The sequence below is a fragment of the Streptomyces sp. NPDC029041 genome, assembly GCF_040637515.1.
GTDB lineage: Bacteria > Actinomycetota > Actinomycetes > Streptomycetales > Streptomycetaceae > Streptomyces.
On record NZ_JBEZWO010000006.1, the window covers coordinates 531,449 to 546,075 of the forward strand.

The 14,627-nt window shown below is 72.1% G+C and carries 14 protein-coding genes; 5 read left to right on the top strand and 9 right to left on the bottom strand.

Annotation, left to right across the window (positions count from 1 at the left end; translation table 11 throughout):
- Nucleotides 1-18: 18 nt before the first annotated feature.
- Both AB0F04_RS18425 and miaA read right to left on the bottom strand, forming a co-directional pair.
- Nucleotides 19-561 carry a hypothetical protein gene (locus AB0F04_RS18425; RefSeq protein ID WP_362042720.1) on the bottom strand — a complete coding sequence of 181 codons (543 nt, stop codon included), beginning with the start codon at nt 559-561 and terminating at the stop codon, nt 19-21.
- Nucleotides 562-669: 108 nt separating this feature from the next.
- Complete coding sequence (gene miaA / locus AB0F04_RS18430) at nt 670-1,608, bottom strand: tRNA (adenosine(37)-N6)-dimethylallyltransferase MiaA (protein ID WP_362042722.1); 939 nt, start codon at nt 1,606-1,608, stop codon at nt 670-672.
- A gap of 182 nt (nt 1,609-1,790) precedes the next feature.
- Here miaA and AB0F04_RS18435 point away from each other — a divergent pair, with 182 nt between their 5' ends.
- Nucleotides 1,791-2,084: a hypothetical protein gene (locus tag AB0F04_RS18435; RefSeq protein WP_362042723.1), complete on the top strand. Its 294-nt coding sequence runs from the start codon at nt 1,791-1,793 to the stop codon at nt 2,082-2,084.
- Between the two features lie 25 nt (nt 2,085-2,109).
- The gene (locus tag AB0F04_RS18440; RefSeq protein WP_362042725.1) at nt 2,110-2,490 is read left to right on the top strand and encodes an antitoxin; all 381 of its coding nucleotides are present in this window, start codon (nt 2,110-2,112) and stop codon (nt 2,488-2,490) included.
- Nucleotides 2,491-2,792: 302 nt separating this feature from the next.
- On the opposite strand, the gene AB0F04_RS18445 is transcribed toward AB0F04_RS18440, so the two are convergent.
- The 5 genes from AB0F04_RS18445 to shiA form a co-directional block, all read right to left on the bottom strand.
- Complete coding sequence (locus AB0F04_RS18445) at nt 2,793-3,506, bottom strand: class III extradiol dioxygenase subunit B-like domain-containing protein (protein WP_362042726.1); 714 nt, start codon at nt 3,504-3,506, stop codon at nt 2,793-2,795.
- A 139-nt stretch (nt 3,507-3,645) separates the two neighbouring features.
- Complete coding sequence (gene miaB / locus AB0F04_RS18450) at nt 3,646-5,169, bottom strand: tRNA (N6-isopentenyl adenosine(37)-C2)-methylthiotransferase MiaB (RefSeq protein ID WP_362042728.1); 1,524 nt, start codon at nt 5,167-5,169, stop codon at nt 3,646-3,648.
- A gap of 52 nt (nt 5,170-5,221) precedes the next feature.
- Nucleotides 5,222-7,087, bottom strand: a complete 1,866-nt coding sequence (locus AB0F04_RS18455) for a TIM barrel protein (protein WP_362042730.1) — start codon at nt 7,085-7,087, stop codon at nt 5,222-5,224.
- Complete coding sequence (locus AB0F04_RS18460) at nt 7,080-8,057, bottom strand: alcohol dehydrogenase catalytic domain-containing protein (protein ID WP_362042732.1); 978 nt, start codon at nt 8,055-8,057, stop codon at nt 7,080-7,082. The genes AB0F04_RS18455 and AB0F04_RS18460 overlap by 8 nt, the downstream gene beginning before the upstream one ends.
- 168 nt (nt 8,058-8,225) lie before the next feature.
- Nucleotides 8,226-9,596, bottom strand: a complete 1,371-nt coding sequence (shiA, locus tag AB0F04_RS18465; RefSeq protein WP_362042734.1) for a shikimate transporter — start codon at nt 9,594-9,596, stop codon at nt 8,226-8,228.
- A gap of 355 nt (nt 9,597-9,951) precedes the next feature.
- On the opposite strand from shiA, the gene AB0F04_RS18470 reads away from it, so the two are divergent.
- Nucleotides 9,952-10,785, top strand: coding sequence for an IclR family transcriptional regulator (locus AB0F04_RS18470; RefSeq protein WP_362042736.1), 834 nt, complete (start codon nt 9,952-9,954; stop codon nt 10,783-10,785).
- 83 nt (nt 10,786-10,868) lie between these two features.
- Here the strand turns inward: AB0F04_RS18470 and AB0F04_RS18475 are convergent, their stop codons facing one another.
- Entirely contained in the window at nt 10,869-11,522 is a 654-nt protein-coding gene (locus tag AB0F04_RS18475; RefSeq protein ID WP_362042737.1) for a response regulator transcription factor, read from the bottom strand.
- Nucleotides 11,522-12,583, bottom strand: coding sequence for a sensor histidine kinase (locus tag AB0F04_RS18480; protein ID WP_362042739.1), 1,062 nt, complete (start codon nt 12,581-12,583; stop codon nt 11,522-11,524). Before AB0F04_RS18480 ends, AB0F04_RS18475 begins: the two co-directional genes overlap by 1 nt.
- Before the next feature lie 137 nt (nt 12,584-12,720).
- Between AB0F04_RS18480 and AB0F04_RS18485 the strand changes: the two genes are divergently transcribed.
- Both AB0F04_RS18485 and AB0F04_RS18490 read left to right on the top strand, forming a co-directional pair.
- Nucleotides 12,721-13,206, top strand: a complete 486-nt coding sequence (locus AB0F04_RS18485; RefSeq protein ID WP_053671045.1) for a TrkA C-terminal domain-containing protein — start codon at nt 12,721-12,723, stop codon at nt 13,204-13,206.
- Nucleotides 13,207-13,210: 4 nt separating this feature from the next.
- Nucleotides 13,211-14,431 (top strand): cation:proton antiporter, encoded by a 1,221-nt coding sequence (locus AB0F04_RS18490; protein WP_362042741.1) that lies wholly within the window; start codon nt 13,211-13,213, stop codon nt 14,429-14,431.
- The last annotated feature ends 196 nt before the right edge of the window (nt 14,432-14,627 follow it).

The following is a 14,627-nucleotide window of genomic DNA, read 5'->3' on the forward strand; positions in this document are numbered from 1 at the left end:
TCCCGACGTCCTGCGGGGTCAGCGCAGCCGCGCCACACGCCACACGGCGAGGACCACCACGACGGCCACGACCAGGGCGTACGCGAGGACGACCCGCCAGTCGGGTCTGCGGCCGGAGCCGCGGGCCGGCAGGCCCGGCCAGGTGTGGCCGACGCGGCGGGCGGCCATCATGCCCCACCCGGCCGCGCACGAGCAGATCAGCAGGCCCAGCATGGCGATGACGGCACCGCTGTCGCCGAAGTCGAAGGCGAGGGGAAAGGCGAACATCAAGGAGCCGAGCGTCGCGAGGCTCACGATGGGAGCCAGCTGCCAGATCCGGAGCCGACGCTGCGGGCGCAGCTCGACCTCGACCTCGTCGGCGAACATCTCGCCGGGCTCGGGACCGTCGTCCGTCACACCCTGTGTCTCGTCGGGCCCGTCGGAGCTGAGGTGCTCCGCCTCATGATCCGGCGCGTCCCGCTCCGGCCCGTTCTGCTCCGACGCGTCCCCGCGCCCCGTCCCATCCCGCTCGGCGGTGATGTGATCGGTGCTTCGTGCGGTGTCGCGAGGGCCGGCCTCCATCGCCACGCGCCCTCCCAACTAGGACTCAGCTCGGTCGATCGAAGCTCGATGATGGCACGCCGCCGAAGCGCCGGATGACGGCCTGGGCGTCCCGATGCCATGACGTGATCAGGCTGTGACCGGTCGTTCGACCAAGGACAGCGCGAGCTGCGGAAGTTCCGTGAGATCGGCCGCCGCCCCACTCAGCCAGTGCACCCGCGGGTCGCGCCTGAACCATGAATCCTGGCGGCGCGCGAAGCGCTTGGTGGCACGCACGGTCTCGGCCCGCGCTTCCTCGAGCGTGCACTCCCCGGCGAGCGCCGCGAGCACCTGCTGGTAGCCGAGCGCACGCGAGGCCGTACGCCCTTCACGCAACCCCTGCGCCTCGAGCGCGCGCACCTCGTCCACGAGGCCCGCGTCCCACATCCGGTCGACCCGGCGCGCGATGCGCTCGTCGAGTTCGGGGCGGGCCACGTCGACGCCGATCTGAAGGGTGTCGTACACCGAGTCGTGGCCGGGGAGATTGGCCGTGAAGGGCCTGCCGGTGATCTCGATCACCTCGAGAGCGCGAACGACCCGGCGGCCGTTGCTCGGCAGGATCGCGCGGGCCGCCTCGGGATCGGCGGCGGCCAGGCGGGCGTGCAGCGCACCGGAGCCGCGCAGTACGAGCTCCTCCTCCAGGCGGGCGCGGACCTCGGGATCGGTCCCGGGGAACTCCAGGTTGTCGACGGCACCGCGCACATACAGTCCGGAACCGCCGACCAGGATCGGCCAGCGCCCCTCGGCGAGCAACGCCTCGATCCGCTCGCGGGCCAGGCGCTGGTACTCGGCGACGGACGCCGTGACGGTCACACCCCAGATGTCCAGCAGGTGGTGGGGGACGCCGTCGCGCTCCTCGGGCGTCAGCTTGGCGGTGCCGATGTCCATCCCTCGGTAGAGCTGCATGGAGTCGGCGTTGACGACCTCGCCGCCGAGACGCTGGGCCAGGAATACGCCCAGATCGGACTTTCCGGCCGCAGTCGGTCCGACGACGGCGATGACGCGGGGGGCGGGGGGTGCGCTGCTCACCGCCCCAGTCTCGCAAACCTCGAACCCTGGTCTCGAACGAGTTACGTGACGCGACGGACGCGAGGTCGTTCCCCGTTGCGAGGTTCCTGCCGCCGGATCGCAGAGGCGGTAGCCCGGGACGCGCAAAGTGACGCACCGGGCAACGCGGGATTTCGCCCGCACGAGTAACGTATGGAGTGGATATGGGCGTTTTTGCACGACTTCTCCGGCGGTCGAAGGCCACGGCGGAGACGCCTGCACCCGAGGCTCAGCCCGAGACGGCGAAGGCCGGAACCGAGGCGGAGGCAACCGAGGCGCAGACGGCCGAGGCCGCACCGACCTCCGAGGCGAAGGGCGACGAGGAAGCCCCGCAAACGGCGGAGCCGGCTGCCGAGGCCACTGCCTCGGTCGTCGAGTCCGAGGGCGTGGACATCCCCCAGCAGCAGTCCAGCGAGAAGGCGGCCGACAACGAGGCCGGTGAGGGCGCCCGTACGTGACCGCCCCGCGCGAGGAAGGTGAGCCATGGGTCTCATGGACAACGTGAAAGCCAAGCTGGGCCCGGCCAAGGGCAAGGTCACCGACCTCGCGCAACGACACGAGGGCAAGATCCATCATGGCCTCGACAGGGCCGCGCAGGCGGTCGACAAGAGGACCAAGGGCAAGTACAGCGACAGGATCCAGTCGGGCACGGGCCGGGCCAAAGGCGCCATGGGCCGTCTCACGCACCATGACGACGGCACACCGGAGACGGGCGCCACGACCACGCCCGGCGCGGCCGGCATGACGAAGCCGCCCGGCACGGGCCGGACGGCACCACCACGGGACGCGGCTCCCCCGGACGCGGCTCCGCCGACGGACCCGGGCGGCACTCCGCCTCCGGAGGCACCACCGCCCACGTCCTGAGCCCGCTTCGGCGCCCAGGGCGCGAGCGCGCATCTGCACACCGAAGTACACATCGGCGGACGGCCGCGGAGCGCGAGGGCTCCCGGCCGTCCGCCGTTCCCGCGAGGTGCGGCCCGGGCCACGACCGTTCCTGCGCCCCGCGCCGCGTTCGCCGTCGCGGCCAGGGCCGCGACCGTGTGCCGCGGCCCGCGTCGCGTTCGCCGTTCCCGCGAGGTGCGGCCCTCGAGGTGCGGCCCGCGCCCCCCTACCGCGACCGCGTGTGACGCCCCCGTACCGCGCCCCCAACCCGTCTGCGGCCCGTGCTACGACCAGGCGGCGACGACGTATCCCACTCCGTACGGCGCGTCCTCGTACAGCAGTGAGCCGCCGAGGTCCGCGCCCTCGGCCGCGCCCGCCAGGACCTGCCACGGAGCCCGTCCGGACACCTTCAGCTCGTGGGCCAGCCCGGTGTCCAGCGCGGTGAGGGCCGCCAGGTCCGCAGCGCCGAGCGCTCGTGCGACCTGCGCGTCGAAGGGCGCCGCCCGTTCGTCCAGGTAGCCCGGGGCCTTGAGCGTCCGGCACGCACTGGCGTCCCCCATCACCAGCAGGGCCACCCGCTCGTCCCGGGCGGCGAGTCCCCTCCCGGACCGCAGGCACTGCTCGGCCGGCGAGGACTCCCCCACCCCGAATCCCTCGACGGGGGCGTCGGACCATCCGGTCCGCTCCAGCAGCCAGGCGGCGACAGCGAGCGAGTACGGCAGGCGCGCCTCCGTGTCTGCGCCCTCGGCCTCTCCCAGCCGCACGTCGAGGCCGACGCCGAAGCCCCGAAAGGACCCCGCCGTTCCCGCCGGGTGATGCTCGGCCCCGTCTCCGCCGACCGGTCCGACGACCACGAGCCGTCCCGGCCGGGCGGCGGCGAGCACGCCCAGCGCGTCTGTGCAGGCGGCCCGCGCGACATCCAGTTCCGGGGCGGCGCCCGCGGCGATCTCCGGAACCAGGAGGGGCGGGCAGGGGCAGGCGGCGGCGGCGACAAGCATGATCGGCAGGGTAACTCTCAGGAGCCGCTGTCACCGCACAGGGCGGCAGCGGCCCGGCTCGGAGGCAGCCCCACCCAAGCTCAGCGGTAGCCGCGCCCGCCGCGCCACGGCAGGCAGGGTGGTGCGGCAGCAGCCCTGCTCAGTCGCAGCCGCACCCGCTCGCCACGGCCGGCAGGGGCTCGGGCGCACCGATCTTCGGCAGGCCCAGCATCACGCCGACGGGCTTGGCCTTCTCGGCCGCGTTCCGCTTCTCCCAGGCGTCGCCCGCGCGCGTACGACGCACGTCCAGCACGGGGCCCTCGGCGAGGAGGTGGTGCGGGGCGGCGTAGGTGATCTCCACGGTGACCACGTCGCCGGGGCGGACCTCCTGGTCCGGCTTGGTGAAGTGGACGAGGCGGCTGTCGGGGGCGCGGCCGGACAGGCGGTGGGTGGTGTCGTCCTTGCGGCCCTCGCCCTCGGCGACCATCAACTCCAGCGTGCGGCCGACCTGCTTCTTGTTCTCCTCCCAGGAGATCTCCTCCTGAAGGGCGACGAGCCGCTCGTAGCGCTCCTGGACGACCTTCTTCGGGATCTGGCCGTCCATCTCGGCGGCCGGGGTGCCGGGGCGCTTGGAGTACTGGAACGTGAAGGCCTGGGCGAAGCGGGCCTCGCGCACCACGTGCAGCGTCTGCTCGAAGTCCTCCTCGGTCTCGCCGGGGAAGCCCACGATGATGTCCGTGCTGATCGCGGCGTGCGGGATGGCGGCGCGGACCTTCTCGATGATCCCCAGGAAGCGCTCCTGGCGGTAGGAGCGGCGCATCGCCTTCAGGACCGGGTCCGAGCCGGACTGGAGCGGCATGTGCAGCTGCGGCATCACGTTGGGCGTCTCGGCCATGGCGGCGATGACGTCGTCGGTGAAGTCACGCGGGTGCGGGGAGGTGAAGCGGACGCGCTCCAGCCCCTCGATCTTCCCGCAGGCGCGCAGCAGCTTGCTGAAGGCCTCGCGGTCGCCGATGTCGGAGCCGTAGGCGTTGACGTTCTGCCCGAGCAGCGTGATCTCGGAGACGCCCTCGGCGACCAGGGCCTCGATTTCGGCGAGGATGTCGCCGGGTCGGCGGTCCTTCTCCTTGCCGCGCAGGGCCGGGACGATGCAGAAGGTGCAGGTGTTGTTGCAGCCGACGGAGATGGAGACCCAGGCCGCGTACGCGCTCTCGCGGCGGGTGGGCAGCGTCGAGGGGAACGCCTCCAGCGACTCGGCGATCTCGACCTGCGCCTCCTCCTGGACGCGTGCGCGTTCCAGCAGGACGGGCAGCTTGCCGATGTTGTGCGTGCCGAAGACGACGTCCACCCAGGGCGCCCGCTTCACGATCGTGTCGCGGTCCTTCTGCGCGAGGCAGCCTCCGACCGCGATCTGCATGCCGGGGCGGGCCGCCTTCTTCGGGGCGAGGTGGCCGAGGTTGCCGTACAGCTTGTTGTCGGCGTTCTCCCGCACGGCGCAGGTGTTGAAGACGACGACGTCCGCCCCGTCGGCGCCCTGGGGCGCGCGGACGTAGCCCGCGTCCTCCAGCAGTCCGGACAATCGCTCGGAGTCGTGGACGTTCATCTGGCATCCGTAGGTCCGGATTTCATACGTTTTAGATGCTCGAACGTCCACTGCCGGGCTCCGGTCGCTGCTGCTGGTCATGGTTCAAGGGTAGGCGCTTCCCGGAGGTCGCCGCCCCGGAGGTGCCGAGCCCTCAGCGTCGCTGGGCGGCCAGGCGGACGTGGGCGTTGGCGGCGCCGTAGCCGCGGTAGCCGCCGGTGCGCTGGACGATCTCGAAGAAGACCCGGCCCACCGTGGCCGTGTAGCAGTGGTGGAACTCGCCTCCGTGTTCGTCGCGGTCGTAGAGGATGCCGAGTTCCCGGTAGGCGTCCAGGGTTCCGGGAGCGAACGTGTAGCGGGCGTCGAGGTCCTCGTAGTAGTTGGCGGGGATTTTCAGCAGCTTTGCGCCGGCGGCACGGACGCGGCGGGCGGCTGCGGTGATGTCGTCGGTGGTGAAGGCGATGTGCTGGGCACGGGCACGGGTGTCCGGGTCCGGGCCGGGGGCCAGGTTGAGGACCAGGCGCGGGGTGCCGCGGGCGCCGGTCATGGCCCTGCTGCGGAAGAGGCCGTACGGGTCCGCCAGGTCGACGCTCTCGTGCGGGCGCAGACCCAGCACCGCGCGGTGGAAGAGGACGGCTTCGTCGAAGTGGTGCCAGGGCTGGGTGAGGGCCACGTGGTCGACGCCGGTGAGGGCCCCGACCTGCGGAGGGTCCTGCCCCTCGTCGGCGGCAGCCGTGATGCCGGTGGAGGCCGTGATGCCGGTGGAGGCCGTGATGCCGGTGGAGGCCGTGACGTCGGCGGCAGCCGTGAAGTCGGCCGTCCAGTCGGGGTGTCCGGGGCGTCGGGTGGCGCAGAAGAACAGTTCGGTGCCGTCGGGAGCGGCGACCGCGTCCAGCGGGACGTCGTGGTCGCCGCGGCGTCGGGGCAGGACGGGGGCGAGCAAGGACTCGGCACGCCGGGCGGCGGAGCGGGGGTCGGGGGTCTCCAGGCCGATGGCGGTGAGGGACGGGCCGTCGTCGCGGGTGCCGGTGCCGTGGTTGACCAGGATGCGGGCATCACCCTGCGCCCAGAGGTCCACCGGCTTGCCGCTGTGCCGTCCGGTGCGCCGGAAGCCGAGCGCGCTCAGCAGGGTGGTCACGGGGAGCGGGTCGGCCGTGGCGATCTCGGTGAAGGCGACGCCGGTCGGGGCGACCGGGGCCGGGAGCGGGGAGATGCCGGCGCTCTCCTCCAGGGCGATCAGTGAGCGCAGTGCGTCGACGGCGGTGCTGCCCGCGTCCGCCTGGCGGAACACGTCGTTGAAGACCTCCAGGGAGAGCGGGCCCCGGTAGCCGGCGTCCACGGCGTGACGGACGAGGGAGGTCACGTCGAGGCCGCCCTGGCCGGGGAAGCAGCGGTAGTGCCGGCTCCACTGCAGGACGTCCATGGCCATCAGCGGGGCGTCGGCGAGCTGCAGGAAGAAGATCTTCTCGCCGGGGATGTCCGCTATGCCCTGGGGGTCCGAGCCGCGGGAGAGGATGTGGAAACTGTCCAGGCAGACCCCGAGCGCGGGATGGCCGGCTCGTTCGACGATGCGCCAGGCGTGGTCCCAGGTGCTGACGTGCCGGCCCCAGGCGAGCGCCTCGTAGGCGATCCGCATGCCGGACTCCCGGGCCAGGCCGGCCAGCCGGCTCAGCTGCCCGGCGGCGAGGGCGTCGTCGTCGACGGCGTGCGGGGAGACGTTGGAGCACACCAGCAGCGTGTCGGTGCCGAGCCTGCGCATGACGTCGAACTTGCGCTCCGCCCGGCGCAGAACACGTACGAACTCCTCCTCCGGCACGGCCTCGACGTCCCGCATCGGCTGGTAGAGGTCGATGCTGAGCCCGAGGTCGGCGGTGCGGGCGCGGATCTCCTCCGGGGACAGGGGGCAGGCGAGGAGGTCGTTCTCGAAGATCTCCACACCGTCGAAGCCCGCGCGGGCGGCGGCGGTCAGCTTCTCGGTGAGGGAGCCGCTGAGACTCACCGTGGCGATCGACTTACGCATCCTGGTCTCCTATGCCGATCCAGGTCTTCCCCGCGCGGTCGGCGGCGCCGGAGAACGCCAGCTGGGCCTCCTCGAGAGGGAATCGGGCCTCGACGACGGCCGAGGGCCGGGCGCCGGGCAGCTCGGCGATCGCGGTGGTGAAGTCACCCGGGTGGTCGTAGATCATCGACCCGCGGAGCACCAGTTGACGGCGGACCACGTCGTCGGTGGTCAGCGGCAGCGCGTGGGCGTTGAGTCCGATCAGGACGACGGTGGCGCCGGGGGCGGCGCGCGCCACGGCCGGGCGCAGGGCGGGTGCGTGGCCCGAGGTCTCGAAGACGTACGTGTACCCGGTGCCACCGTCGTCGGGGGTGGCGCCCAGCCGTTCGGCGCGGGCGAGCCGCTGCGGGTGCGGTTCGGTGACCACCGGCCGGATGCCGAGACGGGCCAGGATCAGGCAGACCAGCAGCCCCTGGGCTCCGGCCCCGACGACCAGACAACGGTCGGCGGGTGTGACTCCGCTGCGCCGTACGGCGGCCCGGGCCACGGCGTACGGTTCGGTGGCCGCGAGATCGGCACCGGTCGGGCCGTCCGGGACCGGGTGGGCGAAACGGGCGGGCAGGGCGGCGCGTTCGGCGAGGACGCCGGGGGCGTTGAGCCCGACGATGGCCCGGTGCGGGCAGGCCGAGGTCAGGCCGCTGCGGCAGTCCGGGCAAGCGAGGCAGGCGTAGTTGGGTTCGATGACGACCCGCTGTCCCACCTGGCGGTCCCGCACGGCGCTGCCGACGGCGGCGATCCGGCCGAAACCCTCATGGCCCATGACCCACGGCGTCACCGGCGGCAGGCGTTCGCCGTGAAAGACGGCGAGGTCGGTCCCGCACAGGCCCACGCCCTCCATTCGCACGATGACGTCGTGCGGACCGCAGGCAGGCTCCGGCCAGCCGTCGACGGTCTCGATCCTGTTCGGCCCCGTGAGGACAGCTGCTTTCACCAGAACTCCTAGCGGTCCGCTAGACGGATCAATGAATCCACTCTGCGGTCAGAGTAGTGGGCGGAAGAGTCCCCAACAAGGCTGAGGGCTCAGCAAAAAAGGGACGGGATACAGCAAGGGCCCCGGCGGCAAGGCCGGGGCCCCGACAGCCCTGTCGAGGAGGATCCGTCAGGCGGTCGCGTCCGCCGCCGCGGTCCGCTTCCGCACCTCTTCGGGGGCCCCGGCCGCCGCGTCGTCACCCCGCAGGCGCAACGCGACGAGGAAGGAGATGGCGCACCCGAGGGCGATGTAGGCCGCCACCAGCGTCCAGGAGCCGCCCGCCCAGATCACCAGGGAGCCGGCGATGAGCGGAGTGAAGCCGCCGCCGATGGCGCTGGCGAGCTGATAGCCGACGCCGGCGCCGCTGTAGCGGTACTCGGGGCCGAACATGTCGGTGAACAGGGACTGCTGGACGGAGACCGCCATGTCGTGCGCGACGTTCACCAGCAGCACGGCGCAGGCGATGATCAGCACCATGGAGCCGGACTCCATCGCCCAGAAGTACGGCACCGCGCTCACGAGGCCCACCAGCGCGCCCCAGCAGTACAGCCTGCGGCGCCCGAAGCGGTCGGCCAGGTAGGCGAAACCGGGGATGGTCAGCACGGCCAGGCCCCCGACCGCCAGGTTGACGTCGAGCAGGCTGTCGCGGTCCAGGCCGAGTTCGCCGGCACCGTAGGCGAGGCCGAAGGTGGTCACGCCGTAGAAGGTGAACAGCTCCACGAAACGCAGGCCGATGATGGCGAAGAAGCCCTTGGGGTTGGACTTCACGGCGGCGATCAGCGGCACCTTCGGCCGGGCCTCCTCGCTCATCGCGGCGACCTTCTCGGTGAAGACCTCGGACTCCTCGACCCGGGCCCGCACGATCAAACCGACGATCACGAGGGCGGCGCTGATCAGGAAGGGAACGCGCCAGCCCCAGACCCGGAAGGCCGTGTCCGAGGTGGCTCCCGACATGATCTTGGTGATGAGCGTGGCGAGCAGCAGACCGACCGAGGCACCGACCTGCACGCCGCTGCTGTAGAGGGAGCGCCACTTGGCGGGGGCGTTCTCCACCGCCATCAGCGCGGCGCCGCCCCATTCACCACCCACCGCGAAGCCCTGCGCCGCGCGGAGCACGACCAGCAGCACGGGGGCCCAGATCCCGGCCTGGGCGTACGTCGGCAGGACGCCGATCAGGGTGCTGGCCACGCCCATGATCAGCATGGTGAGAACGAGCATCCGCTTGCGGCCGAGCCGGTCGCCGAAGTGGCCGAAGACGATGCCGCCGAGCGGGCGGAAGAGGAAGCCCACACCGAAGGTGGCCCAGGCGGCCAGGGTGCCGACGGCCGGGGAGGCGTCCGGGAAGAACAGCTCGCCGAAGAGGAGTCCGGCGACGATGCCGTAGAGGAAGAAGTCGTACCAGTCGACGACCGCCCCCATGAAACTGGCGATCGCCGCCCTCCTCGCGACGCCGGGGGCTCCGGCGCCGCCGGCCGCTGCCGGCTGCTGCGCACTGCTCATCTCACATACTCCCTTGGATGCTGCGACTCCTGCGACCCGGTGGTGCCGCGCGCGGCGCGGGGCACATGGGGGCGGGGTCACGGATGGCTACGGCGAGGACAGATGCCCGGGTGACGGCGGCGCTCGGCGGGTGTGGAGCGGCCGTCATCGGCGAAACCGGGCCGGCGCCACAGCGTGCGGACGGCGACCCTCAAGAACAAGGTCCACTGAGCGGACCGATCAAACCGAGTAGCGGAAACATACGGGTGGAGTTTTCCGTCATCAAGAGGTGCGACAAGATTTCTTCGCCTTCATGGCTCCCGTGGTCCGCCTGATGGACTACGGTCACGAGTGAGCGCGGTGGCGGTCACGGCAGATGCCGCGCGGCGACCACCTGGGGAGCGGATTCGTGGACGACAGGCAGGCAGAGGCCGAGGCGGCCCGGGAGCCCAACGGGACGACGACGGGGGTCCGCAGCGTGCGGCGCGCCCTGGACATTCTCGGCCTGCTGAGCGAGGACCGCCCGGTCATCTCATTGCGCGAGATCATCGACGCCACCGGACTGGCCAAGACCACCGTCCTGCGCCTGGTCCAGACCCTGGAGGAGAGCGGCCTGCTGTGGTCGCATCCGGCCGGCTACACCGCCGGACCGGGGCTGTGGCGCTGGGCCTACCTGGCCCGCAGCCAGTGGGAGGTGCCGCAGGAGACCCGCAAGGTCATGCGCGACCTCGCCGACCAGTTGGGTGAGACGGTCAACATCTTCGTTGCGCGCGATGTGAGCCGCGTCTGTGTCGCGCACGAGGAGAGCCCGCACCCCCTGCGTCACGTCGTCGACGTCGGCGACGAACAGCCCCTGTGGGCCGGCGCCTCCTCCAAGATCCTGCTGCGCGACGTCTCGGACAGCCTGCTGCGCCGGGTCGCCGCCGCCTCCCCCCACGGAGAGGCGCACGCCGACCGGTTGCGCGCCTGGGCGCAGGAGGCCGCGCAGCGCGGCTACGCGGTCAGCAGCAGCGAGTGGGACGAGGGCCTGACCGCCGTCGCCGTGCCGGTCATCGGCCGTTCGGGCTCGGTCGTCGCCTCGCTCTCCCTCAGCGGCCCCAGCCACCGCTTCCCCTACGAGTCCGTGGAGCGGTTCGCCACCGACCTCGCGGAGTCGGCCGCCCTCATCTCGGCCCAGGGCTTCAGCCACCCGCTCAGCCAGGGCCGCTGACCCTCAGGGGCCATCGCGGAACGACCAGGGGATACGGTCGCATGACGGGACCAGGCCGCCTGTCCAGGCCCCCCGCGCCACGCTCAGGGCTCGATGAGTCCGGCCCTGATCGCGTACCGGGTCAGTTCCAGGCGGTCGCGCATGCCGAGCTTCTGCAGGAGGTTGGCGCGGTGGCGCTCCACGGTCTTGGCGCTGATGAACAGCAGTTCCCCGATCTCCTTGGAGGTGTGGCCCTCGGCGACCAGCTTGAGGATCTCCTCCTCGCGTTCGGTGATGGCCCGCTCCGGCAGGCCGTCACCCCGGTGCAGCCGCTCCAGGTAGGAGCGGACGAGGGCGCGTTCGGCACCCGGGTAGATGAACGGCTCGTCGCGCACGGCGGCCCGGCAGGCCTCGACCAGGTCGCGGTCGGCGACGGACTTGAGCACATAGCCGCTTGCTCCGGCCCTGAGCGCCTCGAAGAAGTACTCCTCGTTGTCGTACATCGTCAGGATCAGGATGCGCAGGCCGGGCATCCGGCGGGAGAGTTCACGGGCCGCCTGGAGGCCGGTCGTGCGGGGCATGGCGATGTCCAGGACGGCGAGGTCCACCGGCGTTTCCCGGGCCTTGGCTACGGCCTCGGCGCCGTCCCCGGCCTCTGCCACGACGGTCAGGTCGGGCTCGCCGTCCAGGATGAGGCGCACCCCCCGGCGTACGAGGGTGTGGTCGTCGGCGAGCAGCACACGGATCGGTGTGGTCATCAGAGGGGTCCTTCGGTCGCGGGAACGCGCCCTGTCACCGGGACGCGCAGCCGAACGTCGGTGCCTCCGCCCGGCGCCGGTCGCAGGGTCAGGGCGGCGCCGATCAGCAGGGCGCGCTCGCGCATGCCCGTGAGACCGGCGCCCTCGGGGGCGTCGCCGAGGCCTGTGCCGTTGTCGCGTACGAGGAGTTCGACGCCGCCGGGGACCGGCTTGAGGCGGAGTTCGGCGCGGTCGGCGGCCGCGTGCCGGGCGGTGTTGGTCAGACCCTCCTGGGCGACCCGGTAGACGACGAGTTCCGCCTCCGGGGTCAGGGCGGGCAACTCACCGGTGACATGGTGGCGCACGGTCAGCCCGTGGGTCGTGAACTCGCCGGCCAGCGAACGCAGGGCACTGGCCAGCCCGAGTTCCTCCAGCACGCCGGGGCGCAGGCGGCGGGCGATCCGGCGGATCTCGTCCAGGCCGGCCCGGGTCGCCTCCTGTGCCTGGCTCACCTCCTCGCGCAGGTCCTCGGGCGCCCGGTCGGCGACGCGCTTGAGCTGGAGGAGGACGGCGGTCAGGGTCTGCCCAACCTCGTCGTGGAGCTCGCGGGCGATCCGGTGCCGTTCGCTCTCCTGTGCGGACAGCGCCCGGGCGGCCCCCGCGGCCCGCTCGGCCTCCAGCCGGTCGAGCATCGTGTTGTACGTCGTGATCAGTCCGGCCGTCTCCGCCGGTCCCGCGACCACGGGCCGGGAGCCCGGACGCAGCAGGTCCGCGGTGGCCATGGCGCGGTCGAGACGCTGCAGGGGCACCAGCCCGTACCGCAGCACGAGCGCGTTGCCCGTGAGCAGCAGCACCAGCCCGCCCAGCAGGACGAGGGCCTCGCCCGGGAGGACGGGGGTGGACACGGTGACCGGGCCGAGCAGCAGCGCCGTGGCGACGACGAGGCCGACGGCGTTGAGCGAGAAGATCCGCCAGAACAACGACACGCCTCTGGGCCCACTCCTTCCCGACGTCGCGCAGTGCACCGCCCCCTCCACCTTCTCCGGCGACCGGCCGCTGCGTATATCCGTCACGACACCCATGTCGTCACCGTACGGCCGGATGGGAACATGCGGAGTCGACTCGTCCGATGATCGGCGCCGTTCAGCAGCCCGGCCACGTACGACAACCAAGACAACCGAGACGAACAAGACGAACAAGACGAACAAGGGGAAGCAACGTGTCAGCTCCGCGCCTGAGGGCGACGCCGCTGCCGGGTATCGGGGTCCAGTACGACCTGGAGACCCGGGAACACCGCCATCTGTCGGTGGTGGCGCACCGCGACGGCACGCGCACGGTGAACGTGTACCGGTCCGACGATCCCGATTCGTGCGCCCAGTCGCTGAAGCTGACCAGCTCGGAGGCGGGCTCGCTGATCGACGCGCTGAAGCCGTCCCACCACAGCCCGAGCCTGCTGTACACCACGGACCTCGGGCTGGTCGCCGAGCGGATCGAGGTGGCCGCGACCTCGCGCTGGAACGGGCGGGTGCTGGGCGACATGCGGATGCGGACGGAGACGGGCGCGTCGGTGGTGGCCGTACTGCGCCGGGCCGAAGCCATCCCGTCGCCCGCGCCGGACTTCCGGCTGTCGGGCGGTGACACGCTGATCGTCGTCGGCACCCGTGAGGGTGTCGACGCGGCGGCGACCATACTCGGGCGGGAGTGAACTTTTGCACTCCGCTGTTCTGCTCATCGAGTTCGGTTCGATCATTCTCGGGCTCGGCCTGCTCGGCCGTTTCGCCGCCCGGTTCCAGCTTTCGCCCATCCCCCTGTACCTCCTGGCCGGTCTGGCCTTCGGTGAGGGCGGTCTGCTGCCGCTCGGGGCGAGTGAGGAGTTCATCGCCACGGGCGCGGAGATCGGCGTCATCCTGCTGCTGCTGATGCTGGGCCTGGAGTACACGGCGAGCGATCTGGTCTCCAACCTCAAGACCCACTACCCGTCCGGTCTGGTCGACTGCGCCCTCAACGCGCTGCCCGGGGCGGCCGTGGCGCTGCTGCTCGGCTGGGGCCCGGTGGCCGCGGTCGTGCTGGCCGGTGTCACGTGGATCTCGTCGTCCGGCGTCATCGCGAAGGTGCTGGGCGATCTGGGCCGGGTCGGCAACCGGGAGACGCCGGTGATCCTCAGCGTGCTGGTGCTGGAGGACCTGGCGATGGCGGTGTACCTGCCCATCGTCACGGCATTGGTGGCCGGCGTCGGGCTGATGGCCGGCAGCGTGACCCTGGCGGTCGCACTGGGCGCGGCCGGACTCGTCCTGTTCCTGGCCGTGCGCTACGGCAGGCTCATCTCACGGTTCGTCTCCAGCGACGACCCGGAGAAGCTGCTGCTGGTCGTGCTGGGTCTGACGATCCTGGTCGCGGGTGTCGCGCAGCAGCTCCAGGTGTCGGCGGCGGTCGGGGCCTTCCTGGTGGGTATCGCGCTGTCGGGGGAGGTCGCGGAGGGCGCGCACACCCTGCTGAGCCCTCTGCGTGACCTGTTCGCCGCGGTCTTCTTCGTCTTCTTCGGTCTGCACACCGACCCGTCGAGCATCCCGCCCGTCCTGCTGCCGGCGCTCGGGCTGGCCGTCGTCACCGCACTGACGAAGATCGCCACGGGGTACTGGGCCGCCCGGCGAGCCGGGATCTCCGTCAAGGGCCGCTGGCGTGCGGGGGGTGCGCTGGTGGCTCGCGGAGAGTTCTCGATCGTCATCGCGGGTCTCGCGGTCGCGGCCGGGATCGAACCGTCCCTCGGCCCGCTGGCCACGGCCTATGTGCTGATCCTGGTCGTCCTCGGCCCGCTCACCGCGCGCTACACGGAGCCGGTGGCGGCCTGGTGGTCCCGCCGCCGCGAGCCCCGTCACCCGCAGCCGACGCCCCGGGCGACGGCCGAGGCGGAGGCACCGGTAGCCGACTGAGGGGGGTTGGCCCGGGCGGCGGGGCCGGCCCGGGCCCCCGCGAGTCAGCGGCTGAGGCTTTCAGGGGCACGCCCCCGGGTCAGGTGCTGAGCCGCTCCGGGGCATCCCCCCGGCCAGATGCCGAGCCGCCCCAGGGCATCCCCCGGCCAAATGCCGAGCCGCCCCAGGGCATCCCCCCGGCCAAATGCCGAGCCGC